14 protein-coding genes are annotated in these 25,630 nt (G+C 66.5%); 9 read left to right on the top strand and 5 right to left on the bottom strand.

What is annotated here, in order from left to right; translation table 11 throughout:
* The first annotated feature begins 26 nt into the window (after positions 1-26).
* Positions 27-1,784, top strand: coding sequence for a PEP-CTERM sorting domain-containing protein (locus KF688_07380; GenBank protein MBX3425482.1), 1,758 nt, complete (start codon positions 27-29; stop codon positions 1,782-1,784).
* On the opposite strand, the gene KF688_07375 is transcribed toward KF688_07380, so the two are convergent.
* From KF688_07375 to KF688_07365, 3 genes are all read right to left on the bottom strand, one after another.
* On the bottom strand, positions 1,773-2,510 hold the full coding sequence (locus tag KF688_07375) for an RluA family pseudouridine synthase (GenBank protein ID MBX3425481.1): 738 nt from the start codon (positions 2,508-2,510) through the stop codon (positions 1,773-1,775). The two genes, KF688_07380 and KF688_07375, sit on opposite strands and share 12 nt — an antisense overlap.
* Before the next feature lie 97 nt (positions 2,511-2,607).
* Positions 2,608-3,438 (bottom strand): SDR family NAD(P)-dependent oxidoreductase, encoded by an 831-nt coding sequence (locus KF688_07370; GenBank protein ID MBX3425480.1) that lies wholly within the window; start codon positions 3,436-3,438, stop codon positions 2,608-2,610.
* Between the two features lie 34 nt (positions 3,439-3,472).
* The gene (locus tag KF688_07365) at positions 3,473-6,538 is read right to left on the bottom strand and encodes a VWA domain-containing protein (GenBank protein ID MBX3425479.1); all 3,066 of its coding nucleotides are present in this window, start codon (positions 6,536-6,538) and stop codon (positions 3,473-3,475) included.
* Positions 6,539-6,965: 427 nt separating this feature from the next.
* Between KF688_07365 and KF688_07360 the strand changes: the two genes are divergently transcribed.
* Both KF688_07360 and KF688_07355 read left to right on the top strand, forming a co-directional pair.
* Positions 6,966-7,637 carry a hypothetical protein gene (locus KF688_07360; protein ID MBX3425478.1) on the top strand — a complete coding sequence of 224 codons (672 nt, stop codon included), beginning with the start codon at positions 6,966-6,968 and terminating at the stop codon, positions 7,635-7,637.
* Positions 7,638-7,641: 4 nt separating this feature from the next.
* Positions 7,642-8,775 carry a PAS domain-containing protein gene (locus tag KF688_07355; GenBank protein MBX3425477.1) on the top strand — a complete coding sequence of 378 codons (1,134 nt, stop codon included), beginning with the start codon at positions 7,642-7,644 and terminating at the stop codon, positions 8,773-8,775.
* A gap of 21 nt (positions 8,776-8,796) precedes the next feature.
* Here the strand turns inward: KF688_07355 and hflX are convergent, their stop codons facing one another.
* Positions 8,797-10,152, bottom strand: a complete 1,356-nt coding sequence (gene hflX, locus KF688_07350) for a GTPase HflX (protein MBX3425476.1) — start codon at positions 10,150-10,152, stop codon at positions 8,797-8,799.
* A gap of 185 nt (positions 10,153-10,337) precedes the next feature.
* The gene (locus tag KF688_07345) at positions 10,338-11,426 is read right to left on the bottom strand and encodes a hypothetical protein (protein MBX3425475.1); all 1,089 of its coding nucleotides are present in this window, start codon (positions 11,424-11,426) and stop codon (positions 10,338-10,340) included.
* Between the two features lie 856 nt (positions 11,427-12,282).
* Here KF688_07345 and KF688_07340 point away from each other — a divergent pair.
* From KF688_07340 to KF688_07315, 6 genes are all read left to right on the top strand, one after another.
* Positions 12,283-16,866, top strand: coding sequence for a S8 family serine peptidase (locus tag KF688_07340; protein MBX3425474.1), 4,584 nt, complete (start codon positions 12,283-12,285; stop codon positions 16,864-16,866).
* Between the two features lie 205 nt (positions 16,867-17,071).
* On the top strand, positions 17,072-18,451 hold the full coding sequence (gene hydA, locus KF688_07335; protein MBX3425473.1) for a dihydropyrimidinase: 1,380 nt from the start codon (positions 17,072-17,074) through the stop codon (positions 18,449-18,451).
* Positions 18,452-18,638: 187 nt separating this feature from the next.
* On the top strand, positions 18,639-19,874 hold the full coding sequence (locus KF688_07330; GenBank protein ID MBX3425472.1) for a hypothetical protein: 1,236 nt from the start codon (positions 18,639-18,641) through the stop codon (positions 19,872-19,874).
* A gap of 109 nt (positions 19,875-19,983) precedes the next feature.
* Entirely contained in the window at positions 19,984-23,565 is a 3,582-nt protein-coding gene (locus KF688_07325; GenBank protein MBX3425471.1) for an AAA family ATPase, read from the top strand.
* A 297-nt stretch (positions 23,566-23,862) separates the two neighbouring features.
* Positions 23,863-24,420 (top strand): hypothetical protein, encoded by a 558-nt coding sequence (locus tag KF688_07320; protein ID MBX3425470.1) that lies wholly within the window; start codon positions 23,863-23,865, stop codon positions 24,418-24,420.
* An 85-nt stretch (positions 24,421-24,505) separates the two neighbouring features.
* Positions 24,506-25,540: a tetratricopeptide repeat protein gene (locus tag KF688_07315; protein ID MBX3425469.1), complete on the top strand. Its 1,035-nt coding sequence runs from the start codon at positions 24,506-24,508 to the stop codon at positions 25,538-25,540.
* The last annotated feature ends 90 nt before the right edge of the window (positions 25,541-25,630 follow it).

The following is a 25,630-nucleotide window of genomic DNA, read 5'->3' as shown; positions in this document are numbered from 1 at the left end:
TCGTTCACTCTTTGACGCAGCACCTAATGAGCACTCTACATATTGGGGCGTTCCCGCCAGTGGCGGGAACCGCCCTTTTTTTATTGGTCGCTTCGCTCCACGCCGTTCCCGCGCGCGGCGGACTTCCGCGTCCGGTCGCGGACCCGCGGTCGATCGACGGCACGGGCAACAACCTCGGCGCTTGGGACTGGGGAGCGGCGGGAGCGCCCTTGTTGCGCATCAGCCAAACCGGTTCCTCAACGGGCGCCCATTATCCTGACGGGGGAAGCGGGGACGTGTTTCGCGGCGGGCCCGGCAGCGCCGCAATCGTCGCCAATCCGCGCGCCGTCAGCAACGCCGTCGCCGGCGCTCCGGGCTCGCCCCCCAACGCCCTGCAAATGAGCGGCATGGTCTATCAATGGGGGCAATTCATTGATCACGATTTCACTCTCGTCGAAACCAACGTCGCGGAGACGAGCCTGATCGCCGTCGCCGGCGGCGATTTGCTGGCTCCGGGCATCCCGTTCAGCCGCTCGGTCTTCGCCCCCGGCACGGGAACCAGCGCCGCCAACCCGCGGCAGCAGGTCAACAGCCTGACCGCGTACATCGACGCTTCGCATGTCTACGGCTCGAACGCCGTGCGCGAAGCGGCCCTTCGCGACAGCGGCGGCAAGTTGAAAACAAGCGCCGGCGCCCTGATGCCGCTCAACACGTTCGGCCTCCCCAACGGGTCGAACCCGGGGCAGGATCCGACCCAGCTCTTCCTGGCCGGCGACGTGCGGGCCAACGAACAGTTCGGCCTGACCGCGATTCACACGCTATTCGTCCGCGAGCACAACCGACTGGTCGACTTGTTGGCTGCCGGCAATCCGTCGTGGACCGGCGACCAGTTGTATCAAACGGCGCGAAAGATCGTCGGGGCCGAAATGCAAGTCGTCACCTACAACGAATTTCTGCCGACGGTGCTCGGAGCGGCGGCGCCTCCGGCGGCGGCGTACAACTACGACAGCACGATCAACGCCGGCGTGGCCAACGAGTTCGCGACGGCGCTGTTCCGCTTCGGCCACAGCTTGCTGCCGTCGCACCTGCCGCTGGCGTCCGTCGGTTCGCACCCCGCCGGCGACGTGGCGCTTCGGGACGCGTTCTTCGTGACGGACTTCTTCGCCGGCGACGCGACAGGCGCCACGGATCGAATCGCTCAATTGCTCAAAGGCATCTCGCTGCAGACGGCCATGCAAGTCGACACGATGATCGTCGAGGACGTTCGCAACTTTCTGTTCGGCCCTCCTGGCGCCGGGGGGATGGACCTCGCTTCGCTCAACATCCAGCGTGGTCGCGACCATGGCCTGCCGGGATACAACGCCGTGCGCGCCGCCTATGGGCTCGACTCCGCGGCGACGTTCGCCGACGTCACCGCGAACTCAACGCTGAAGTCGACGCTGGAGAACCTGTTCGGCACGCCCGACGACATGGACGTGTGGATCGGCGCCTTGGCCGAAGACCACCTTCCCGGGGCGGCGGTCGGAGAGCTGATCGCCGCGGGGCTCGTCGACCAGTTCACGCGTCTCCGGGACGGCGATCGTTACTTCTATCTCGGCGATCCGGAGTTGACGGACAACCCGGCCATCGACGCGGTCATCGACCTGGGGAGCCTGACGTTGTCACAGCTCATTTGTTGGAACACCGGCATGACCGACCTGCCTGCCAACGTGTTTCTGGCCGTGCCGGAGCCGGCGACTTGGCTGCTGGCGGGCCTAGGGATCGGCCTGGGGCGGGTCGCGCAGCGGCGGCGCTCACGCCGTTGAATCTCCCGCGACGGCAGTCGGCAGCCCCAGCTCGCGCCACGTCGGCGGCAACGGGGCGACGACGTCGACCGGCTCGCGCGTCATCGGGTGGGTGAACGACAACTGCCGCGCGTGGAGCGCGATGGGACGATCGCGCTCGTCAAGATCGGGATCGCCGAACGATTGCGTCGCACCGTATTGGGAGTCGCCTCGCACGGGCCAGCCGCGGCTGCCGGCTTGGATGCGAATCTGGTGCGTGCGCCCGGTCTCGAGTTCGATCTCGAGCAACGTCGCCTCGGCGCCATCGGCGGTCGCGCCGTGCCACAACACGCGGTAGTGGAGCACCGCGTGCTTTGCCGCGGGGTGATCCTCAGCGACGACCTCGGCCTGGGCCATGCCGTGGCGCTTGTGGAGGAAATCGCGCCACGTCCCCTCGGCCGGCTCGACGAGCCCCTCGACGAGGGCCCAGTAGCTCTTGCCGATCGTGCGGTTCTCGAACTGTTTGGAAAGATTCCGCGCCGCACGAACATGGCGTGCAAAGACGATCGCCCCCGACACGGGCCGATCGAGTCGATGGGGGAGTCCCAGATAAATCGTCGCGTCGTCCGGCTTCTCCTCGCGGCGGCGGTAGAAGTCCTTCACCTGGATTTCCAAACTGTCGATCCCCGCGGGCGCCTGGGTCAGGAGCCCGGCCCGCTTGTTGACGACCAGACAGGGGCCGTTGTCGTACAGGACGTCGAGGGGCATGGGGAGTGAATGGCGTTTGGTGAATCGTCGCTAGAGACAAGCGTCCGCATTGCCCGTCGGAAATCAGAAATCCGGAATCCGAATTCTCCCGCCAGCGTCAGCCCCCTGCTCCGCCCCCATACCGCCGCATCCAGCGGTCGACTGCGCCAGGAAACAGGCGATTGGCGAAGACCAGCGCACCGCCGCGCCAGTTGGGGAAGACTTCGCGGCGGCCCCGTTCGACGCCGCGGATGATTTGCTCGGCGACGACCGCGGGGGGGAGCCCTTTGGATTGCTTCCACGGCATTTCGGCCCGCTTGGCCACCAAGTGGTTGAAAAACTCGGTGTCGGTCGTGCCAGGGCTGGCCAGCAGCACGTCAATCTGCCGGCCGGACAACTCGGCTCGCAACGCCTCGCTCCAGCCGCGCAGGGCGAACTTGCTGGCCGAGTACTCGCTGTTGAACGGCGCCGCCCGATGTCCCAAGATCGAGCTGACGTTCACGATCGCCCCTCCCGGGCCCATGAGCGGCAGCAGCAGCCGGGTCAGCTCGGCGGGTGCGAACAGGTTCACGTCCATGACGCGGCGAAAAGTCGCCTCGTCGCCGCCGGCGAAGGCCCCGTGGGCGCTCACCCCGGCGTTATTCACCAGCAGATCGAGCCCCCCCCACCGCTCCTGGACCGCAAATCGGATCGCGTCGCGCGTCCAGGGATCAGTCACGTCGCCGACGACCGACTCGACGGCGGCCCCCAGGTCGCGGCACTCGGCGACGGTCCGTTCGAGCGGCTCGGCGCTGCGAGCGACGAGCACCATGCGCGTGTGCCGCCGCGCCAGGGCGAGGGCCAGTTCCCGACCGATCCCGCGCGAGGCGCCGGTCACCACGGTTCGTCGATCTCGGAGCACCCGGCGCGTCATGGCGCCACTATGAAGGACGACGCGGTCGGAGTCCATGGGCCGCCGCGACCGGATGCTCGCCCCCCCTGAGTCACTCCCACACCTTCTTCTTCGCTCGCAGCAAGCGCTGGGTGTAGCTGTCCTCCTCGGCGTCCCCCGCGGTCGGCGAGGCCGTGGCGTCGGGCGCAGGCGGCGAAGGGGGCTCGGGGCGCGCGGCGGTCGCCGCGGCGACCGGCGACGGCCCCCGGGCCGCGTCGGCAAGGGGCGGGTCCGGCAGCGCCAGGGACGCGTCTCGCCCTCCGCGATATTGGCGGGCAATCTGCTCCTTGCGATGCCGCAGCCGAGCCATCGTCTCCGGCACGGCGGGCTGCCCTTTCCGGCCGATCACGGCGCCCCACGCGGCGGCCAGTTTTGCGCCGATCCACGCCCCGTCAAGCTGGACGCGGCGGACGAACACGTCGCTCCAGAACAACACGGAACCGACGACGACGACCCACGGCCAGATCGACTGCGCGGAGACCGCCCACGGCAAGTCGTCGCGGAACGGATTGAATCGGCGGCTCTCCTCGGCGTCGGTCAGCAGCGATTGAAGCCCCGCCTCGGCAAATTCTCCCGCCGGGCCCGCGCCGGCGGGCAACTCGGCAAGCGACCGCAACAATGGGATGTTCGTCTCGATCGAGCGGTACTCGGGCGAGTAGGCGACGTTGACCCCGGTGACGATCGGCGCCGCGCCGGGCGCGGGGCTCGTCACCAGCATGTAGGCTCCCGGCGTCTCGGAGGCGAACGATCCCACGTAGCGCCCCGGGGCGGTTTGCTCCAGCGACACCGCAAGCGTCGCCGCGCTTGCGCCTCCTCCCGGCGTCCGCGGGGGGACGACGGCGACGTTGATCGGCAGTCCGTTGACGAACTCGCCCGCGGCGTCGAGGGCGGTCACGACGATCTCGGTTCGTCCGTCGCGGACGTTCGTGGCGACGGTGTAATCCCCCTCGGCGCCGTCGACGGGCCGCATGGCCCAGCGGACCAGTTGGCTGAAGAACTTGTCGTACCCGTCCCATTCCTTCCAGGCGTCGGCCCAGCGAGCTCCCGCGTCGGTCGTAAGAGCCGCGGTCTTGCCGGCGCCGTAGTTCCAGACGGCCAGCACCGTCGCGTTGTCGGGGGTCGCCGGCAAGGGGCTTTGCAGCAGGACCTGCACGAGCGGGTTTTTCTTGACGTCGGTGAGCACGAACCCGCGGATCGGCGGGACGCCGGCCTCGAGGCCCGTCAGAATCTCGTGCGATTGCAGAATGTGCGGAGTCACCGGGGCGGCCGGTTCGTAGACCAGCGGACGGGCGACGCGGCGGACCTCGCTCATGAAGATCCGCGGCAAGGCGCGCGGCTCGCGAACGAAATAGAACTTCCCGCCCCCGGCGGTCGAGATCTTGCGCAGCAGATCGACGTTCGCGTCGGTCCCCACGGCGACCCCCGTGACGGTGATCTTCGCGTCGCTCATCTGCCGCACCAGTCGGGCGAACTCGGCGTCGGGCGTTTGGCCGTCGGTCAGGACGATCATGTGCTTGACCGAGGCCTCGGCTCGCTTCAGCTGCCGGAAGGCTTCTTCCATGGCAGGGAAGAGGTCGGTTCCTCCCCCCTCGGTGATCCGCTCGATCCGCGACGCGACCCGCCGATAGTCGCCGACCCGCTGCAACGGCACGATCTTGTACGGCGCCTGATCGAACGCGGTGACCGAGACGTAATCGCGCGAGCCGAGCGACTTCACCGCGGCGATCGCGGCCGCCCGGCTCATGCTGAGCTTGGGTCCGCTCATCGAGCCGGAGCGGTCGATCACCAGGGCGAGCGCCCCGACGGCGGCGACCTTCGCGCTCTTGATTTGGAAGTCGACTGGCATCGCTTCCTCGAGCTTCGTATTCGCCCACCCCCCGGCGCCGAACGTTTCGGGCCCGCCGAGCATCACCAGTCCGCAGCCCAGTTCGCTCGTATTCCGCACGAGCAAGTCGATCTGGGCGTCGCTGAAGTTCGCCACGTTCTCCGCATCGTCGCCGCTGGAGCGAGGCACGTTCCCCAGCACGATGCAGTCGTATCGCTGCAGCTCGGCAAGCGAGTTGAACAGCTCGCCGGTGGTCCGGACCGTCGTTTCGAGCCCTTCGGTCCGCAGCCGGTCGACCAGTTCGTCGAACTCGCCCGGCGCGTCGAAGTTCTCAATCACGAGCACCTGCCCTCGGCCGCGGATGTGCGTGAACGCGCTGGCCGTGTTGTTCTGGGCTGTCCCGTCCGCCTCCGGCGTCGCCGGGCTGAAGCGGGCCTCGTACGTGTAGAAGTCGGCCTGATCGATCTCCTCGGGGATCGTGAACACCCGCTTCCCCGGCGGAAGCGTCACCTCCTGCTCGGCGACCGTCTGCTGGTTGTCCCCCGTCTTGCGGATGATCCGCAGCGTGCCGCGGGCCGAGGCCTTCGAGTCCGTCGGGGCCTCGTTGTTCAGCACCACCCGCAGCTCGAACGGCTGCCCCCGGCGGACTCCGGCCGGCAGGTCGACCTTTTCGACCGAGACCTCGGTCCGCGGCTTGAGATGCACCGGCACGACGTCGAGACTCACTCCCGCATCGGCGGCCGCGCGGGCCTCGCGGTACGCGTTGCCCAGGTTCTGGTTGCCGTCGGTCACCAGCACGATCCGCCGGGCCGCGTCGTGCGGGAAGATCGCCTTGGCCCGCTGGATGGCCGTCCCGAGGTCGGTGTACTCGGGGTCGAGGAGACTCTCGACCCGCGAGTGGAGGGCCAGTTCCGACTCGACCAGCGGGATCTCGATCTCCGCGTCGCGACCGAACACGATGACGGCGTATCGATCCCCCCGCTCAGCCTTGCGGTTCGTCTGGATCGAGTCCTTGACGTACTCCATCATCTGCTGCCGGAGTTCTCCGGGAATCGACAGGGACTGGTCGAGCAGATAGACGACCGAAAGCTGCTCGTTCTTCCGCTGGTACTGGACGTCGGCCAGGGCAAGCACGATCGCCGCCAGCACGAGCGACCGCAGCGAGAGCGCCGTCAATCGCCGCCATCGCCCCAGCCCCGCGAGGCTGCGATACCCCCACCACCACAGCGCGGGGATCAACGCCAGGAGCAGCAAGTAGCCCGGGCTGTCGAAGGCAAGCGTGTGGGTGAGCATGGGGAGGGCGGTTGGCGACTGGTGGCTGGCAGTTCCCGGCGGACCAGGAAAAGTATCCGCCCGCAGGCGTTGCGAGTCAAAAGGTCCTGCGGGGTTGCCGACGATCCGGCGATCCGCGTCCTGCCGCATACCTCCACGTTTCCGGCACTCGGCGCCGGGCGCTCGCGGCCGCACGAGAAACAGGGCTCGCAGTCCCCCGACCGGGGGTCGCTCCCCTCGCCGGCGCCTCAGCCCCCTCTGCAGGGTCGTTTCGATCGTGCACATTCGTCGGGTTGTGCGGACTGTCGCCCCTGCCGTGCGGAGGCTCGTGATGCGAACAACCGCAGAACGTGCCGAGTTTCGCCGAGGCGGTCCTAGAGTTGAACGACCTGCCCGGAGAATTGCGCATTTCGCGAATCCGGTCGGTCGAACGGGCGGACGAACTCTTATGAACGACGCATCTCCCCCAGATCAATCGCTAGGCGGCGTCGGGACCGTTGCGCCTGCACCCGGGCGCCACAGCCTGGCGCTGAAGCCGTTGACGCTCGTCACGCTGGCGTGGGCCGTGCTCTGCCTGGGCACGCTCGCCGCGCTGATGATCTACAAGCAAGCTCCCGGCGCCATGCAATTCGCGTGTCACGAACAGGACTCCGGGCTCCCTGACCGTGAGGATCTGGCGCCCTATCGTTTGGTGATGGCGGTCCATCCGAAATGTCCCTGCTCGACGGCGTCGGTCCGGCAACTGGAACGGCTGCTCGCGCGGACCGGGTCGCAAATGTCCGTCACGATGCTGGCGTATCGCCCGAGTCGGGCGCCCGCAGACTGGGAACGCACGCCGCTGGCGGCTCGGGCGCAGAGCGTCGCAAACGCTCAACTGATCGTCGACGACAACGGCCAGATCGCGGCACGACTGGGGTTATGCACCTCGGGGGCGACAGTGCTGTACGGCCCCGACGGAGTTCCCCTGTTCAGCGGCGGCATCACGCCGTCGCGAGGTCATGAAGGGGACTGCACCGGGGCCGACGCCGTACTCGCGGCAGTGCAAGGACGTCGCGTCCCCGTCTCGACCGCTCCCGTCTATGGCTGCAGCCTTGATATGAACCCTTCGGCAGAACTGTAACATCATGCTGCTCGACTCCCAGAAGCAACACGCCTTGACGCCGGACGAGACGGCGATGGCCGACCGAGTGTATCACTCGGAACTGGACACGCTGCGCCAGCACACGAACGTCGTCCTCGTCCGGCTATTGGCCTGCGAATGGGCGCTGGCCGTCGCGCTGGCGATCTGGATTTCGCCGTTGGCGTGGAGCGGCGTCGAGCACCGCGTCCACATCCATGTCTTCGCCGCGGTGGCCTTGGGAGGTCTGCTGACCGTCTGGCCGGCGGCGCTGGTGCGTTACGCCAACGACCGTTGGTTGACGCGATTCGTCGTGAGCTCAGCCCAGGTCATGTACTCGGCGCTGCTGATCCACCTGACGGGGGGGCGGATCGAGACCCATTTTCACGTGTTCGGTTCGCTGGCGATCCTGGCGTTCTATCGTGATCGGTGGGTCTTTCTGCCTGCCGTCGCGCTGGTGGCGATCGATCATTTGGTTCGCGGGCTGTTCTGGCCGGAATCGGTCTTCGGCGTGCTGGCCGCGGCGCCGTGGCGGACGATGGAACACTCCGCGTGGGTGTTGTTCGAGACGGCGTTTCTGCTGTGGGGGGTCGCGCAGAGCCAGCGTCATCTGCGGTCGCTTGCGATCCTGCAGGTTTCGCTGCAGCGGGAGTGCAGCCTGCTCGAAATTCGCGTCGCCCAGCGAACGGCCGAAACCCGCGAGAAGCAGGCCCACCTCGACTCGGTGCTGGCCGCCTTGCCGACGCCCGTCTACTGGCAGAACGTCGACGGGGTGTACGAAGGCTGCAACGAGGCGTTCGCGCGCCACGTCGGGTTCGACGACCCGCGCGAGATCGTCGGCCGAACCGATCGCGATCTGCCGTGGGACGAAGACTATCCGGGGCGGGATCCGCGCCACGTAGCGCACGTGCTGTGCGCCACGGAGCCGCTGGTCGCCGAAGAGGTCCATCGGCTTCCTGCCGGCGCCCGGACGGTGGTCGCCAGCCGGACCACGCTTTCGGCGCCGACGGGCGAACTCAAGGGGCTTCTCGGCACGTTCACCGACGTGAGCGATCGCAAAGCGCTCGAATCGCAACTCCAGCAGTATCGGCAATCCGAAGCCGGCGGCAAAGCCTCGGCAATCGAGGGTCCCAGTTCGTGAAGCGACAGGCCGGAAGCCTCGCTACGCCACGTCGCCGATGTCCGCGGCGCGGTCGCTCGCCGGGCGGGCGGTCGACGACGAATTGCTCTGCCCGTTGCGATGCGGTTTGATCTCGGCGTCAGGGTGTTCGTGGATTCGCCCCAGGTACTTGCGGGCGAGACGGACGTGGACCGCGACACGGTCCTCGGCGTACGTGCGACTGAGCACGTCGCCGAACTGGGCAAGCACGGCCAGCAGCTTGCCGTTGCCCGCGGGGAAGCTTATCTCCAGGTCGAGGAAGTCGTGGCTGAGGGCGTCGCTGACCGCCGCGGCCAGCCGGTGGAGGCCGTCGCCGCTCTTAGCGCTGATCGGCACGGCGTTGGGATACCGGTTGCGGAGCGCCTCGAGCCGGCCCGGGTCGTCGACCCGATCAACCTTGTTGAGCACCAACACCGTGTCCTTCTCCTCGATCCCCAGTTCGTGGAGCACGCCGTAGACCGACTTGATCTGCTCGAGCGCCGCGGGGTTGGCCGCATCGGCCACATGGAGCAGCAGATCAGCCTGCCGGGCCTCCTCGAGCGTCGCCTTGAAGCTGGCAATGAGTTGATGCGGCAGGTCGCGGATGAATCCGACCGTGTCGGACAGCAGCACCGGCCCCCAGCCGGGAAGCATCCACCGGCGGGTCCGCGTGTCGAGCGTGGCGAACAGCTTGTCCTCGGCCAGCACGTCCGAGTCGGTCAGTTTGTTGAGCAGCGTGCTCTTGCCCGCGTTCGTGTAGCCGACCAGCGAGACGGTCATCCGATCGTGCCGGGCGGCGACCTCGCGCTCTTTGCGCTTGAGCACCTTGTCGAGGTCGCGGCGCAGTTCGACGATGCGGCGCTCGACAAGCCGGCGGTCGGTTTCGAGTTGCTTCTCGCCCGGGCCGCGCATGCCGACCCCCATCTTGAGCCGCGAGAGGTGGGTCCACATCCGCTTGAGCCGCGGGAGCGAGTACTCGAGCTGGGCCAGTTCGACGGCCAAGCGCGACTCGTGGGTCTGGGCCCGCGTCGAGAAGATGTCGAGAATGACCTCGGTGCGGTCGAGGACCTTCACGCCGAGGGCCTGTTCGAGATTGCGCCCCTGCCCGGGGGCGAGATCGTTGTCGAAGATGACGACGTCGGCCTCGGTGGCGTCGACCAGCAGCTTGAGCTCGTCGACCTTGCCGTGCCCGACGTAGGTCGCCGGATCGGGCGCCTGCCGGCGCTGGGTCGCCTTGCCGACAACGACCGCCCCGGCGGTTTCGGCTAGGCCGGTCAGCTCGTCGAGCTCTTCGTCAAAGTTGTCTTGTCCCGACAGCTTGACGCCCACCAAGACGGCGGACTCGCTGTCGACGCTGTGGTTGCGATCGGGAATGCTCAAGGCCGGGGGCGTGCTCCAAGGACGAGGCTTTTTGTTCAGCAGCGTTCGGCGCGAGAGCGCCGAGCCGCGTACGTCCTCGCGAGGAGCCGAATCGGCCCCGCAAGGTTCGCACTGCTTATCCCAATTATAGCCTGCCTCGCCCGGGAGCTATACCGCGGGTTCCAAATCCCGCGATTTGTCCTTGTTTACCAGACGTACTCAAATCCCGCCGTGAAGCCGTGGTAGAGAGCGTCTCCCTGCGAGTTGACCAGGATCGAACTGGGGGCGGTCGTCGACAGATTCGAGCCGACGGTGGCGAGGCTGCTGATGTAGAGCACCTCGTAACCGCCGCGGAGCGACCAGCTTGGCAGGATATCGGCCACGAGCAGGGCCCGCGACTCGCCGACGAAGGCGACCTGATTGCCCTCGGCCGCGGCGACGAAGTCGGGGGTCGCAGCCGAGAACACGCCAGTCTTGGCCAGCTTGAAGCGATTGTTGTAAACCCCCGCTTTTCCTTCGACGCCAAAACGCAAGCCTTGACGCAGGCCGATCCAACCGTCACCGCCAAATTGGCCGCCGAGCAGGTCGTTCTCCGAGTTCAGGGCGATTGTTCCGGATCCGTTCAGGCCGCTGCCGAAGAACGCCATCTGCTCGGTCATCCGCACATAACGAAAGCCCGTGAGCAAGGTTCCGCTGATCCGCGGATTGGCCCCGACCCAGTATCGCCGGTAGGTGAACTCAGTGCTCTGGAGGTCGGAATCGTAGGAAAACCGATGAACCGAAGCGTTGTCGAGTTCGAGAAACGTGTTATTGAGGCCGAAGTTCGAAAACGCCGAGAACAAGTCATTGTTCTCGGCGGTCACGCTGGAAGTGAAGCCGATGTCGTACAGTCCCGTGTAGGTCGCTTCGAGCACTGACAGCGGCCCCAAGTCGTACCGCAGGGCGATTCGCCATCCCGCCTCGTAGTCGTTCAAACCCGTAGCTGGAGAGGGGAGCGTGTCGTCCGTGTTGCCCAGGCCGATCGTCGACAGCGGTCCAATTCCGTCGAGCAACCCATCGGGCCGCAGGAAGACGGCCTCGGCGGAGACGTCGAAGTAATGAGGCCCGACCTGATCGGGCATACTGTATCCGCCGAAGTCGGCGTAGAGCCCATCGCCGGCTCCAGGCTGGCAAGCGCCGTAAGCCTGATCCGGGGCGCAGTATTGGGCGGGCAACACAATGGGGTTGCCGTAGACGTCCATATAGGATCCCCCGGCGGTCGCCGGCATCCCCCCCGCAAGCGGGGAGGCGGGCATCGCCGCGGGCGCCCCCGAACTGAAGGGATCAGGGATACGCGTCGATTGCGCACCGCTGGGTGTTGCCACAAGTGTCGCTTGCGCGACCACTGCCGCCGAAAGCGAAAAGATGAGCCGGTTCATCCCTAAAATCCCCCCCGGTATGACGTGCCTCGCGCGGTTCACCGCGCGATCTCGCCGAGCCCCCCGCCGAGGCGGCTAGCGACCCGAGCTTTCTGGCTCGGGTCGCGCTGGATGCAGCCCTGCGAAGCGGACCTAGTGCCCGCTTGGAGTTGGGTATCGGCCCGTCGCCAACCGGATAATCAGGGTTTTCGGAATAATCCGAACAGTTTCGCAGACCCGCGGCGTGCGTTTTGGGGTTGAAATCGGCCGGTGATAAGGCGGAATGGCCCGGACCCATGTCACGACTGCTCGCGCCAGACAGGCGCGGGAAGCCTGTCCCTCCCGATTAGGGGAAGGAATGGCGCCAACGGCCAGATTCCCGATCCGAGACAAGTCCAAAAGTCCAGATCGCCGGTTTACGAAAGATTTGACGGTCTTTTCGAGGGTGACTACTCTCAACAGATGGGCAATTATGGGTTTGCGGCGATTCTCCTGGCGCTTGGCCGCTGATCGCTCGCCCCGTAACGTCGATCGGATGCGTCGCGTCATGGGACGCTCACTGCGAATTTCGGCTCCCACCTACGGAACAGGCATTTTTTCGAGTACTTCTTACTAGAGGCGTCTCGCCGTGTTTTTTTCCTTGAGTCGTCGCGCGACTGATCTTGTTCATTCCGCCAAAGCGCGGCGCCCGTTTGGGGTCAGCCGCAAGCAACGTCGTCAGCTTGGCTTCGAGTCGCTCGAAGACCGGCGCGTCATGACGGCGAATCTGGCCTCGCAAACTCCGTACCAGATCACTTTGGTCCCGGTCGCCGATCCGCTGGCGGCGGAGATCGACTCGTCCTGGGCCCGCGCAGCCAATTTGGAACAATACACGTCCGAGCAACTCGCCGCGACGACCAGTTGGGTCGTGATGACGATGCCGGGCGTCTCCGCTGCGCAATTGGCCGCTTCCACGGGGTTAGCCGTGGCCGGCGCGACGGGGATCGTCTCGGACACTTATGTCGTCGACGTCGGCGACTTTTCGCTGGGCACCGTGGTCGACTCGCTGTCCAGTTCGCTCGACGTGAACTTCTTCTATCCGCTGGTCTCGACAGGGACCGTGCGCCGCTCGGTGCCGAACGATCCGCTGTTTCCTGACCAGTGGCATTTGTTCAACTACGGCCAGATCGTCGGCAGCCCGGACTTTCAGTTCATTCGCGGCGTACCCGGGATTGATGCGAACGTTCTGGACGCCTGGGCCGCCGGCTACACCGGCAAGGGCGTCGTCATCGGCATCGTTGACGACGGGCTGCAGATGAATCACCCCGACTTGGCCGGCAACATCCGCGCCGATTTGAGCTACGACTACGTCGGCAACGACAACAACCCGACGCCAGCGGCAGGGAGCAACGACAATCACGGCACGGCCGTCGCAGGCTTGGCCGCCGCGGTGGGCAACAACAATCTGGGTGTCGCCGGCGTAGCCTACGAGGCAAGCATCGCCGGCATTCGCTTGTTGGGGGTCAACCAAAGCGACCTCACTGAGGCGCAAGCCCTGTTTCATCGCCCCCAGGACATCGCGATCTATAACAACAGCTGGGGACCGGTCGACGGTCCCGGTCAGGTCGGCTATACCGGCCCGCTGGTCGAGACGGCGCTCCGCAATTCGGTGTACTTCGGTCGCGGCGGACTTGGCACAATCCACATGTGGGCCGCCGGCAACGGCAGCAGTTCGGGCGACTCGGCCAACTACGACGCCTACGTGACCTCGCGATACACGATCGGCGTCGGCGGCGTCGACCATGACGGACGCCCAGCCAACGTCGACGGCACCAGGACGACCTATCCTGAGCTGGCATCAAGCGTGTTGGTCGTGGCTCCGACTGGCTCCACCCCGTTGGCGATCAACCGCGACGGCACGGTCAGCATCAGTTCACTGGGAAGCGGTCTGACGACGACTGACCGCACAGGAAACCTCGGCTACAACACGTCGACCGAGCCCCCGACGACTCTGCTCGGGTTTGACGGCGACTACCTCGCGGACCTGGATTATACGTCGCGGTTCAACGGCACTTCGGGCTCGACCCCGATCGCCGCCGGCGTCGTGGCCTTGATGCTGCAGGCCAATCCGAACCTGACTTATCGCGACGTGCAGTCGATTTTGGTGCGCTCGTCGACAAACATCGAAGCCGACGATCCAAGTTGGATCACGAATCAGTTCGAGGTTTGGCGCGACCCGCTGGAAGGGGACGACTTCCCGTTGTCCGTCCAGTCGACCGAGAAGCCATTGCCGCTGTTCTCCAACGGCGCCGGCTACACCGTCAGCGCGGCGCGGGCCGGGGTGACGGAATACGGCTACGCTCATGGCCTCGTGAACGCCTCGCTGGCGGTCGAGCTCGCGAAAAACTGGAAATCGATCGGCGGTCAGCAGAGCGAAGTGACGTACCGCGCCGCCAGCACGGGATTCATCGCAGTGCAGAACGGCATCACACTTTCAGGCGACGGCGTTCCGCCCATCTTCATCCCCGGGGGCTTTGGCGGCGCCAACCAAAACATTGAGAACGACTACTACACTGGCACGTTTCAATTGGGGAATAGTCCGCCGGAAGACTTCCCGGCGTTCTCGAATCGCGGCTCTTCGGTACTCGCGCTGACGGTCCCGGAAATCAACACGATGGCCGTCGAATGGGTCGAAATTGAAGTTTCGACCACCGGCGGGCTGACTGGCAATACGATGCGGTTGACGTTGATCTCCCCGGACGGCACGCATTCCGAGCTCAACCACTGGTATCTGCCGGCGACGAATCGCATTTATCTGGCCGATCTGCCGGGCATGAACACGATCGCCACGCTAAGCCCGGGCAACTTCGACTCGTGGACTTTCAGCACCAACCGCCATTGGGGCGAACGCTCCAATGGAACTTGGCAATTGGTCGTCGAGAACTACGGCGACGCCGACGGCAGCATTAGCGTCGAGGTGTCGTTTCACGGCCAGTCGATCCGCAACACTGGGCGGATCATCGGCGCGGTGGGTATTGACGAAAACCGCGACGGGACGTTCGACAACTTCGATCGCTTCATCGAGGACATCGACGCCAACGGCGACACGATCCGATTTGCCAATCCGACCCAGGAGAAGTTCGCCCCCGGGATCATCCTTTACGCCGAGCGCGTCGGTCAGGCGGGCGACAACGGCGTTCGCGATTCGTTTGAACCCTATTTCCAGACAGGCTTCGACGGGAATTACTACTTCGACCTCGCCCCGGGCGAATGGAACATCCGCGTCGATCCCGCCTCGCTCAAGGACGGGATGACGATCACGGCCGGGACGCCGATGTCCTTCAACGTGACGATTGCCGATGTCAACGAGGTCGTGACCGGCAACAACTTCACGATCGACCCGGGCGTCGATCCGGCGTCGCCCGGTTTTCAGCTTTCGGGAACAATCTACGTCGACATCAACAGCAGCGCCACGTTCGACTCCGGCGATTCGGTGCTGGGCGACATGGTCGTTTACTTCGACGTCAACCAGAATCAGGTCTTCGACGCGGGGATCGACCCGATCGCGATTTCCGACCCCACCACGGGTGGTTACTCGTTCGATTTGAGCGACATCGCTCCGGGGATCATCGCCGACGCCTTCTTCGAGTTGCTGCAGACCGGCGGGTTCTTTCAAGTCGGCGTGCTGAACACGACCGCGCTCGCTCCCAGCACCCCGGCCACTGGAACACAGTTCGTGTTCCTCCAGCAGGGCGATAATAAGTCCGGCGTCAACTTCGGCTTCGCTGCCCCGACGAACGGTGGCGGCGGCGGCGGCGGTGGCGGTGGCGGCGGTGGTGGCGGTGGTGGCGGCGGCGGCGGCGGCGGTGCAACGACCGCGTCGCTGTTCGGAACTGTGTTCGGCGACGTGAACAACAACGCCGCCTTTGACGGCACAGAGTCGGGGGTCTCCGGGATTCGGGTCTACATCGACGCCAACGGCAACAACTCCTACGACGTCGGCGAGACGTTCACGACCACCGGCAGCTCTGGGGCGTACCTGTTCGCCACTCTGACTCCAGGAACGCACGTCATACGGATTGAAACCCCGGCCGGCTACGCCATTACGACCCCGGCAAGCTCCAGCTACGTGCAAACGGTCGTGGCGGGTCAAATCGTTACGAACCGCAACTTCGGCGTCCGCAATCTGGCCGATCGCGATTGGGGCGATTTGCCCAGCAATCTCTACCCGACGCTGGCTAGTCAGAACGGCCCGAGTCATCTGATCGGCTCGCTGTATTACCTGGGAACCCGCATCGACGGCGAACTCGACGGCCAGCCAAACGCCACCGCCACTGGCGACGATCTCGTCGGCCTGAACGACGACGATGGCGTCGTGTTCGCGTCGCTGCAGCGGGGGATGAACAATCTGGTGACGGTCACCGCCTCGTATTCGGGCGGTTTCTTGCAGGGCTGGATGGACTTCAACGGCGACGGCGACTTCAACGACCCGGGCGAGCGAGTCTTTCTCAACCAGCTGCTCGTCCAGGGCGACAACGTCTTCTCCGTGTTCTTCCCGGCAGATGCGACGAGTATCGTGTATGCCCGGTTCCGTTACGGCGTAAAAAATCTGGGGCTTACCGGCTTTGCGACTGTCGGCGAGGTCGAGGACTATGCCTACAACCTCGGTCCGGCGCCGGCCCCGTTGTTCGTCGCTGCGCCCAGCGATTTTAACAATGACGGCGCCGTCAACGGCAGCGACTTCCTCACTTGGCAGCGCAACGCCGGACGGACGTCCGGGGCCACGCACAGCCAAGGCGACGCCACCGGCGACGGCGCGGTGAACTCGGCCGATCTCCTGGATTGGAAGCTCCGTTACGGTTCGACCGAGGCGGCAGTCCTGGCGGCGAGCGTCCCGAGCGCCGACGTGAATTTCAGCGGCATCGTCGACGGAGGCGACTTCCTGGCCATCCAACGCGGCGAAGGAGGCTCGTCGATTACAAACTGGAACGCGGAGTTCGGCCAAGCAGCCACGCTCGGCGTCGCAATCTCCGCCAGCGTCGCCGCGGCGCCGGTCTCCGAGGCCGCGCTTGTCGTCGACCCGGCCGATCCGCAACTCGTCGGAGCGGCCCAGTTCGCCGTCGGCTCGCAGGTCCGGACGACAGACGCGCCCATGCTGCTTCGCTCGCATCGCTTCGGCGCCAAGGCGCACGAGTCCGTGCGTCAGCAGGAAGCCAGCCGTCGCGACGACGCCTTCGGCGAGTTCGCCGCCAGCCGGCGCGGGATTCGTCGCGAGCGAGATCAGGATTTCAAGACCGACGAGGTCGGCGACGACGCGTTCGCCGCGGCCCTGGCGGGCGAGGAGTATTGGCTGTTCTAGCGACCGTCTCGACTTCGACGAAACGATCCGACAGACCCCATCGAGCCGGCGGACTTGCGAGTCCGCCGGCTTTTTTCGTGTCGTGTCGGCGGCCTGTTCGCCGGCCGGCGCTGCTGCCGGTCCTGAGAAAAACCGTTTCCCAACTCGCGCCCAGGATGTTAAGACAAGCGGCTGAACGCCACAAACCACCGCCGGAGACCCAACGATGGCGCTGTTGATCCAAGGGGGCCGCATCGTTACGGCCGAGGCCGATTTCGTCGGCGACGTGCTTGTCGAGGGGGAGACGATCGCCGCGGTCGGGCCCAAGCTGGCGGCGCCGGCGGGGGCCGAGTTGATCGACGCCGCGGGCAAGCTGGTCTTTCCCGGGTTCATCGACCCGCACGTCCACATCTATCTCCCCTTCATGGGGACGTACGCCAAGGACGACTACGCTTCGGCCAGTCGGGCGGCGCTGGTCGGCGGGACGACCACGCTGATCGAGATGTGCTGCCCGGCCCGCGGGGACGATCCGCTGGCGGCGTTCGAGCTATGGCTCGGCAAGGGAGAACCCTCGGCCTGCGACTACACGTTTCACATGGGGGTGTCGCGGTTCGACGGAGAGACGGCCGCGGCGATCCGCGAGATCGCCAACCGCGGAATCGCGTCGCTGAAGGTGTTTCTGGCCTACAAGGGGGCGTTCGGCGTCGACGACGGCGAGCTGTTCGCCACGCTGTCGCTGGCCAAGGAGTTGGGGCTGATCGTCACCGCCCACTGCGAGAACGAGACGCTGGTGTCCGAGTTGCAGAAGCGGCTGCTGGCCGAGGGCAAGACGGGTCCTGAGTGGCATGAGCCGTCGCGTCCCCCGCGAGTCGAGGCCGAAGGTGTGCACCACCTGATGACGTTCGCCGAACTGACCGGCGCCCACGTCTACTGCGTTCACACCTCGTGCGGCGAGGCGCTCGCGGCGGTGCAGGCGGCCCACCTGCGCGGGGTGAACGCCTGGGTCGAGACGGTGATTCCCTACCTCGTGGTCGACAAGTCGTACGCCGAGTTGCCCGACTTCGAGGGCGCCAAGTACGTCATGTCTCCCCCGCTGCGCGACGTGCGACAGCAGCCGGTGTTGTGGAACGCGCTGCGGTCGCGACTGATCAGCACCGTGGCGACCGACCACGCTCCGTTCGACTTCGCCGGGCAGAAGGAGATGGGCCGCGGCGACTTCACGAAGATTCCCAACGGCATCCCCTCGGTCGAGCACCGCGTGACCCTGCTCTACACGCACGGGGTGGCGACGGGGCGAATCGATCTGGCCACGTTCGTCGACGCGGCCAGCACGCAGGCCGCGAAACTGTTCGGCCTTTACCCCCGCAAGGGGACGATCCAGCCGGGCAGCGACGCCGACCTCGTCGTCTGGGACCCGGCCTACCGCGGCCGAATCGCCCAGACTGAGCAGGAAATGGCGGTCGATTACAGTGCGTTCGAGGGGTGGCAGATCGAAGGCCGTCCCGAGACGGTCGCGGTTCGCGGCAAGGTGCAGGTCCGCGACGGCAAGTTCGTCGGCGAGATGGGCCACGGCGAGTTCCTGCGCCGCGAGCCGACGCACTTTTGACGACGGGGGAAGGCGGCCGGGGGAGGGCGGAAAGCCGCGGCAGTCCCTCCTTCCCCGGCCGCTTGATAGCTGATAGCTTCTGCAGCAACTGAAGTTGGCCGAATTGCCAATTCCCGCTAGACTGCCGTGACTTTGGGAATTGCCGCGCCCGGGACGGCGCGGTCCCGCGATGTGCAAGGAGGCCGTTATGTCGCAGGCGCCGCTTCGTTTCGTCCATGCCGGCGACCTTCGTTTGGACCGCCCGCTGGGGGGCGTGGCCGAGATTCCGCCCGCACTGCGCGAGGCGTTTCTCGAAGCCCCCTACATGGCGGCCGAGCAGGTGTTCGAGACCGCGCTCGCCGAAGGCGCGGACGCGCTGCTGTTGACGGGCAACGTGGTCGATCTCGATCAGGCCGGGCCGCGGGCCGCGGCGTTTCTGGCCAAGCACTTGCACCGGCTGGCCGACAACAACATTGCCGTCTTCTGGGCGGGCGGGCAGGTTGATCCGCCCGACGCCTGGCCGACCAGCGTGCGATTGCCCGAGACGGTTCATCGCTTCGGCGTCGGGCGGGTCGAGTCGTTCGCCCTGACGCGCGGCGACAAGACGATCGCGCGGATTCAGGGAATCAGCCGCGCCGCGGGACGGCCGCTCGACGACAGCGGGTTCCACCGCGACGCCAACGGGCTGTTCACGATCGGCGTGGCGCACGGCACGTCGGCCTCCGCGGGCGCCGAGGGGGATCGCGTTCACTACATGGCCCTGGGGGGTCGGCATCGGCGGCAAACGGTCGACCAGTCGCCGGGGATCGCCCACTTCGCCGGCACGCCGCAGGGACGCCGCCCGGGCGAGGACGGCGCCCACGGCTGTACGGTGGTCACGGTCGACGAGACCGGGCACGTGAAGACGCTGTTCGTAGCGACCGACGTCGTTCGCTGGGCGACAGAAACTGTGGAAATCACCTCGGGCTGCGACGAGAACGCCCTGCTGCAGCTCATCGAGCAGAAGGCCGACAAGCTTCGCGAGAAGCACGCCGATCGCGATCTGTTGGTCACGTGGCGGATCGTCGGCCGCGGGGAGTTGCTCAACTATCTGCGACCCGACGGGTTCGGGGTCGAACTGGTCGCCCGCCTGCGGAAGAAATTCGCCAACCAGTCGCCGGCCCTGTGGACCGTGGCGATCGAGTGCGACGAACCGCTGCAAGCCCCGGCCGAATGGTACGACGAGGAGACGATCCGCGGCGACCTGCTGCGTCAGTTTCGCTCGTACGAGAACGACCCGGCGGTCTCGTTGGAGCTGGCCGAGTTCCTGCCGGACGATCGCCGCGAAGGGCGGTTCGCCGAGTTGGCGGAGATTCCGCCCCACGAGCGCGCCGGCCTGTTGGTCGCCGCGGCGAAACTGGGGATGGAACTGATCGCAGTCGAGGACGACGCGGACGGAGAGTAAGTGCCGGGCGCTGGGGGGTTAAGCCGCCAGCGTAAGAGCGAGTCCAACGCCATCATTGCTTCTTCGAGAACGGCCTTAAGCCGACGACGAACGCAGAGAGCCCCAAACCATGAAAATCACCGATCTGGAAATCGACGGCTTCGGCGTCTGGCGCGATCTGAAGCTCTCGAACCTTTCGCCCCGGGTGACCGCCTTCTACGGCGCGAACGAGGCCGGCAAGACGACGGTGATGCAGTTCACGCGCAGCGTGCTGTACGGCGTGACCCCGGCGCGGCGGAAGAAGTATCTGCCGCCGCTCGAGGGGGGCAATCCGGGAGGATCGCTGGGAATCGTCGATGGCGAGACCCGATTCCGCGCCACGCGGATCGCCGACCGCGGCGACGACGACCTGGGGCGCGTCATCTGCACGACCGCCGACGGAGCGACCGCCGGCGATCGCATCCTCCGCGAGGCGCTGAGCGACGTCGACGAGAAAACCTACACCAACGTCTTTGCGGTGGGGCTGAGCGAGATTCAGGAACTCGGCACGTTGTCGGGCACCAAAGCGGCCGAGTGGCTGTACCGGCTTACCTCGGGGCTCGATCGAGTCTGTCTGTACGACGTCATGGTCGAACTGCAGGGCAACCGCCAGGCCCTGCTGGCCGAGCAAGGAACCGCCTCGAAGATCCCGGCCCTTGAGGCGGAACGCGACCGGCTGGGCGCCGAAATCGATCGCCTCCGCGAGCGCAACCGCGGCTGGGGTGCGCTGGCGGTCAAGATCGCCGAGCTCGACGAAAAAATCGCCGCGGCCGAGCGCGAGGTCCGGCAGTGCGAGCATCGAGCCCGCACCGCCGAAATTGCCGTCTCGCTGAAGCCCAACTGGCGCAAGCGCGAACAACTCGACCTGCAGTTGTCGCAGCTCGCGGGGCGCATCAAGCTGCCGGAAGACGCGATCGATCGGCTCAACGAGCTCAACTCGCAATGCGAAAAGCACCAGCGGCAATCCGACGTCCTGCAGGGCCAGCGGCAGCAACTCAAGGACGAGTCGGAGCGACTGGGGATTAACGAACTGCTGGTCAAGGCCTCGTGTCGGATCGACGCGCTCGGCGAACAGCGCGACTGGCTGCAATCGCTCGAGCGGCAGCGCGAGGACCTGGAGCGCGAGGCTCGGCAGTTCGAGAACCGCGTCGCCAGCGAACAAAAGCGACTGGCCGAAGTGCTGGGACTGTCGAACTCGCAACATTTGCGCGAGATCAGCGAGGCCGACCTCGAAGGGCTGCAGCCGCAGATCGACGCCTTGCGTGCCGCGCAACGGCGGCTGGAAGCGGCGCAGCGAACCGTCGACTCGCTCACCGAGAACGAACGTTCGCTCAAGACGCAGATCGACACGGCGATCCTCGGCGGGGAGCAGCACGGTCTGCCGATGGACTTGCAGGCGGCCAGCGACCTTGTCGCCGGGCTGCGCAAACGGATGCAGGTTGAACAGCGGCTCGAGCAAGCCCGCCAGCATGAGCTTGAATTGGAGCAGCAGAGCCACGAGCTGCTCGACGACCAAGTGATCCCGCTGTGGCTGTTCGGCTGGATGTTCGCGGCGATCGTGCTGGGCGGGCTGATGATCGGCGTCTGGCTGCTTGTGCCCGATTCGCCGTTCGGCAAGTACGGCCCGCTGGTGGCCCTCGTCGGCTTAGGTTCGGGGGCCTTTGCGTGGCTCTTCAAATACTTCGCCGAGGACGCCGCGGCCGAGAAGCTCGACGCTTGCCAACGGCAGATGGAGACGATCGCTCGGCAGATCGCCGACACCCAGCGCGAAAAGGAAGCCCTCGACGTCGAGCTGCCGCTGACCGATGGTTCGGTCCTGTTGCGGTTGCAAGCGGCCGAGCGGCACCTTGCCGAGTTGGAAAACGTGCTGCCGGTCGAGGCCCAACGCAAACAAGCCGGCAGCGCCGTCGCCGACGCCGAGGCGCGCGTGCGTCAAGCCCAGCGCGAACTGGAGCAAGAGACCAAGACCTGGCGGGCCAAGGTCGCCGCGCTGGGGCTGCCGGAGAATCTCGACGCCCTGAAACTGGCAAGCGTCGCCGAGCGATTCGCGACCCTCGGCGAGTTGGAGGCCCGCGGCAAGCATCGCCGCGAGGACGCCGCGGCTCGCCAGCGCGAGTACGAAACGCTGCTCCGCCGCGTGCACGATCTGGCGCAGGAGACCGACTGCTTGTGCGAGCTCGACGGCAAGGAAGCCGAGACCGACGCGCTTGCTCAGCTCGATCACCTTGTCGCTGAACGCCGCAAGCAGCAGACCGCCCTGCAGCGTCGCGAAGAGATCAAAGAGAAGGCTCGGGGCTTGAAGGTCGAGGAAGGCAAGCATCGCGAATCGATCGCGGGACTCAAGCGGCGCCGGACGGCGCTGTTCACCGGCGCCGGCTGCACCGACGAGCAGGAGTTCCGCATGCTGGCGGCCGATCAGCATCAAGCCCGACTGCTGGCCAACCAGCGCGACGCGGTCGCCCGGGAGATCCTTGCCGCGATCGGCAAGCACGAGCCTGAGGAGACGTTCGCCGAGTTGCTCGCCCCCGAAGCGGTCGGCATCCTCGAGAAATCATGGGAAGCGGCCGCCGCGCAGCTCGAAGCGGCCCAGACGCGGCTTAAGGAGTTTGCCGAGCAGCGGGGCGTGTTGGGGCGTGAACGACGGGCGATCGAGGAAGACCGCTCGCTTGCCGAACGGCAACTGGAGTTGGGACTCGTCGAAAACCAACTCGCCGCAGCCCGCCGCAGTTGGCGCGAACATGCGGTCGTCTGCCGAATGCTGGAACGAATCCGCAGCGAGTACGAGACCCATCGCCAGCCCGAGACGCTCGCCGAGGCCTCGAAGTACATGGCCGAACTCACCGGCGGCAAGTACCGCCGCGTGTGGACTCCGCTGGCCAACGACATTCTGCTGGTGGAGAACGCCGAGGGCGAGTCGCTGCCGGTCGACGTGCTGAGCCGCGGCACCCGCGAACAGTTGTTCCTCAGCGTGCGGCTGGCGCTGGTGGCCACGTTCGGTCGGCGGGGCGTGAACCTGCCGATGGTGCTGGACGACGTGTTGGTGAACTGCGACGCCGGTCGCGCTCGCCGCGCGGCCGAGGTGCTGGCCCGCTTCGCCGCGGGAGGCCGGCAGGTGCTGATCTTCACGTGCCATGAGCACATTTGGGAGATGTTCAAGGCGGTCGACGCCGACTGCCGGCGCCTGCCGCTGCGGCGCGGGAACGTGGAGATCGCGACGCCTGGACCACAGCCCGCGCCCGTTCCCGTGCCGGTCGACTTGTCCGAACCGGTCGCACCGCCGCGGCGGCGAATCAAGAAGCGCAAGCCCGCCGCCGTGCCCGAGGTCGCCGAACCCGAAGTCTTCGAAGCGATCGTCCCGGTCGAGGCGCCCCCCGCGTTCTACGACTACCCGTTCGAGGAGCAACTGGTCGAGGAGACCGTGACCGTCCCGGCCGCAGCCGTCGTCGCGGCGCCGACCGAGCTGCCGAGCTACGAGTATTCGTTCGACGTCGCGGAATTGGACGAGTCGCCGCGTCCTGGCGCCCTGGCCTACGTCGTCGCCGACGACCGGGTCCCCGCGCGGCGGGAGTACGAGCACGCCTTGCTCGATTGGGACCGCGAAGCGTCGGCGCCCGACGACCTGCCATCGCCGGCGTACGAGCTCCCGCAGCCGCTCCGAACGCGCCGGGCTTAAGCGGCGCTCAATTGGAACCGGCGAGCCGCTTTCAATTTCTCCCCGGCTTTCCGTGCGCCGCTAGCACGCCCTTCGGCAACTTGGGGGATTGGCGCAAAGCTGCGGGGTCTTGCCAGAAGTAGCGCAGAGCGTCGTCCGTCCGCGACGATACTGACGATGCTAACGGCGAAGTCGGCTCCCGCGCCGACCTGCGCTGCGCCGCCAGCGACCTCGCGCGCCGTAATGCGTCGCGACGCTTGGGCGCAGTTCGCCGTGGCGCCCGCCCGCGTTCCTTCGATCCCGCAGGACCCGCCCACCATGAGCAAGTACGCTCTTTGCGTCGCCGTCTGCTTGTCCGTCGCATCGTCGACGGCATGGGGACAACACTGCCACAACTCGTACGGCCACACCTTCCATTCGTCGTACCTGGAAAACGCGATGTGGCCGTCGCAGTACGTGCAGCAGCCGCGGCAGACGATCTGCGACACCTTCGCGGCAATGCGCAACAGCGGCTGGCGCCGCCAGAACATGCTGGGAGAATACCACTTCAACGAAGCGGGAACCGAGTTGTCGCAGGCCGGCCGGACCAAGGTTCAGTGGATCGCCACGCAGGCGCATCCGCATCGCCGACAGGTGTTCGTCGCCCAAGGCGCCGACCCGCAGTCGACGGCGGCGCGAGTCGCCAACGTGCAGGAATTCGTCTCGCGCGGATACCCGATGGCGGGCGAACCGATCGTCGTCCACGAAACGTCGCTGCAATACGAAAGCCGCCCCGCGGGGATGGTCGACGCGACGATGGTGGGCTACCAAGCCAATCGACCGGCCCCGATGCTTCCCGCCGCGAGCGGCAGCGCATCGGGCTCGACCGGAGAGTAATCCCAAGGAAGCGTCGAATCGTCGCGAGCTTGATCGAGCGGACAGGACGTCCCCTCGTCGCGGCGATTCTCAGGGAGGGGTCGCGGTGCGAAAACATTGGATGGCGACATGCGTGGTTGCCGCCTTGGCGGCGGACTTCGTCGTCCCCGGCGTCGCCCGGGCGTACGAGCCCGTGCCCGCGGGGATGGCCGGCTACGCCCCGGTCCAGCAGCCGTCGTGGACCGATCGAGTCGAATCGACTCTGCAAGCCCCGTTCCGCAGCGTCGCCGCCGCCTGGAAGGGCGAACGTCCTCCGCGGCCTGACTCGATCTCGCTCGAACGAGGAATCGGCCCCGCCACGCCGCAACTGTTCACCTCGATGGCCGCGATGCACGAGCGCAACGGCGATCTGCAGCAAGCGCGGTTGATGTATCAGCGGGCGTTGGAGCTCGATCCTCGCCACACCGACGCAATGATCGGGGCCGCTCGGTTGGAAGATCGGTGCGGGCAACTCGATGCAGCGCTCGCCTGGTATCAGCGCGCGGCCGCGACCAACCCGCAGGACGCGACGATCGCCAACGATTTCGGCTTGTGCCTGGCGCGCAGCGGGCAGGTGCGGGAGTCGCTCGCCCCGCTGGCTCAGGCGATTCGCCTCGATCCTCAGAAGCCGCTCTACCGCAACAACATCGCCAAGGTGCTGATGGCGCTTGACCGCCCGGCCGAGGCAGCCGACCAGTTGGCCGCGGTCCACAGTCCGGCGGCTGTCAACTACAACATGGCGGTGCTGCTGCTCGACGCCGATCGCGTAGCCGAAGCGGCCCGCTGCCTGCAACTGGCGACCACGCTCGACCCGCAGTTGACCGCAGCCAGCGACTTGCTCGCCTTGCTGCAGGAACCGAGCGGCGACCCGTCGCTGGCCGGGACGGCGTCTGCCGACGGCGTCGCCCGCACGGCCCAGCGCTCGCCGATCGCTCAGCCGGCGGCCGAGGAGTCGCCGATCTCGCAACCCTGGCCCGCGGCGAACGCCGCGGCAGCACTGGCAGCAGCGGTCGACGAAAAGGTCCTTCCCACTCCGAGCGAAAATCCGCCGGCGACGTACCCAAGCAATTCGGCGCCGATGCTGCTGCCGCCGATCGACTGAGCGCCGAGCGACTGACCGGAGCCAGGAGATCGCGCCAGCTTGGATGGGACTTGCCTTCGTGTCGGCGTTCTCCCCTGCAGCGTAACGGCT

It is taken from the genome of Pirellulales bacterium, assembly GCA_019636345.1.
In the GTDB taxonomy this organism is placed as follows: domain Bacteria; phylum Planctomycetota; class Planctomycetia; order Pirellulales; family Lacipirellulaceae.
This window is presented reverse-complemented; position numbering and strand designations above follow the sequence as displayed.

Excerpts from the sequence above, each read along its gene's own strand:
- KF688_07365 (MBX3425479.1), bottom strand. The coding sequence starts at position 6,538 with ATGCTCACCCACACGCTTGCCTTCGACAGCCCGGGCTACTTGCTGCTC.
- KF688_07325 (MBX3425471.1), top strand. The coding sequence starts at position 19,984 with ATGAAAATCACCGATCTGGAAATCGACGGCTTCGGCGTCTGGCGCGAT.
- KF688_07330 (MBX3425472.1), top strand. The coding sequence starts at position 18,639 with ATGTCGCAGGCGCCGCTTCGTTTCGTCCATGCCGGCGACCTTCGTTTG.
- KF688_07355 (MBX3425477.1), top strand. The coding sequence starts at position 7,642 with ATGCTGCTCGACTCCCAGAAGCAACACGCCTTGACGCCGGACGAGACG.
- KF688_07380 (MBX3425482.1), top strand. The coding sequence starts at position 27 with ATGAGCACTCTACATATTGGGGCGTTCCCGCCAGTGGCGGGAACCGCC.
- KF688_07370 (MBX3425480.1), bottom strand. The coding sequence starts at position 3,438 with ATGGACTCCGACCGCGTCGTCCTTCATAGTGGCGCCATGACGCGCCGG.
- KF688_07360 (MBX3425478.1), top strand. The coding sequence starts at position 6,966 with ATGAACGACGCATCTCCCCCAGATCAATCGCTAGGCGGCGTCGGGACC.
- KF688_07375 (MBX3425481.1), bottom strand. The coding sequence starts at position 2,510 with ATGCCCCTCGACGTCCTGTACGACAACGGCCCCTGTCTGGTCGTCAAC.
- KF688_07320 (MBX3425470.1), top strand. The coding sequence starts at position 23,863 with ATGAGCAAGTACGCTCTTTGCGTCGCCGTCTGCTTGTCCGTCGCATCG.
- KF688_07340 (MBX3425474.1), top strand. The coding sequence starts at position 12,283 with ATGACGGCGAATCTGGCCTCGCAAACTCCGTACCAGATCACTTTGGTC.
- hydA (MBX3425473.1), top strand. The coding sequence starts at position 17,072 with ATGGCGCTGTTGATCCAAGGGGGCCGCATCGTTACGGCCGAGGCCGAT.
- KF688_07345 (MBX3425475.1), bottom strand. The coding sequence starts at position 11,426 with ATGCCCGCCTCCCCGCTTGCGGGGGGGATGCCGGCGACCGCCGGGGGA.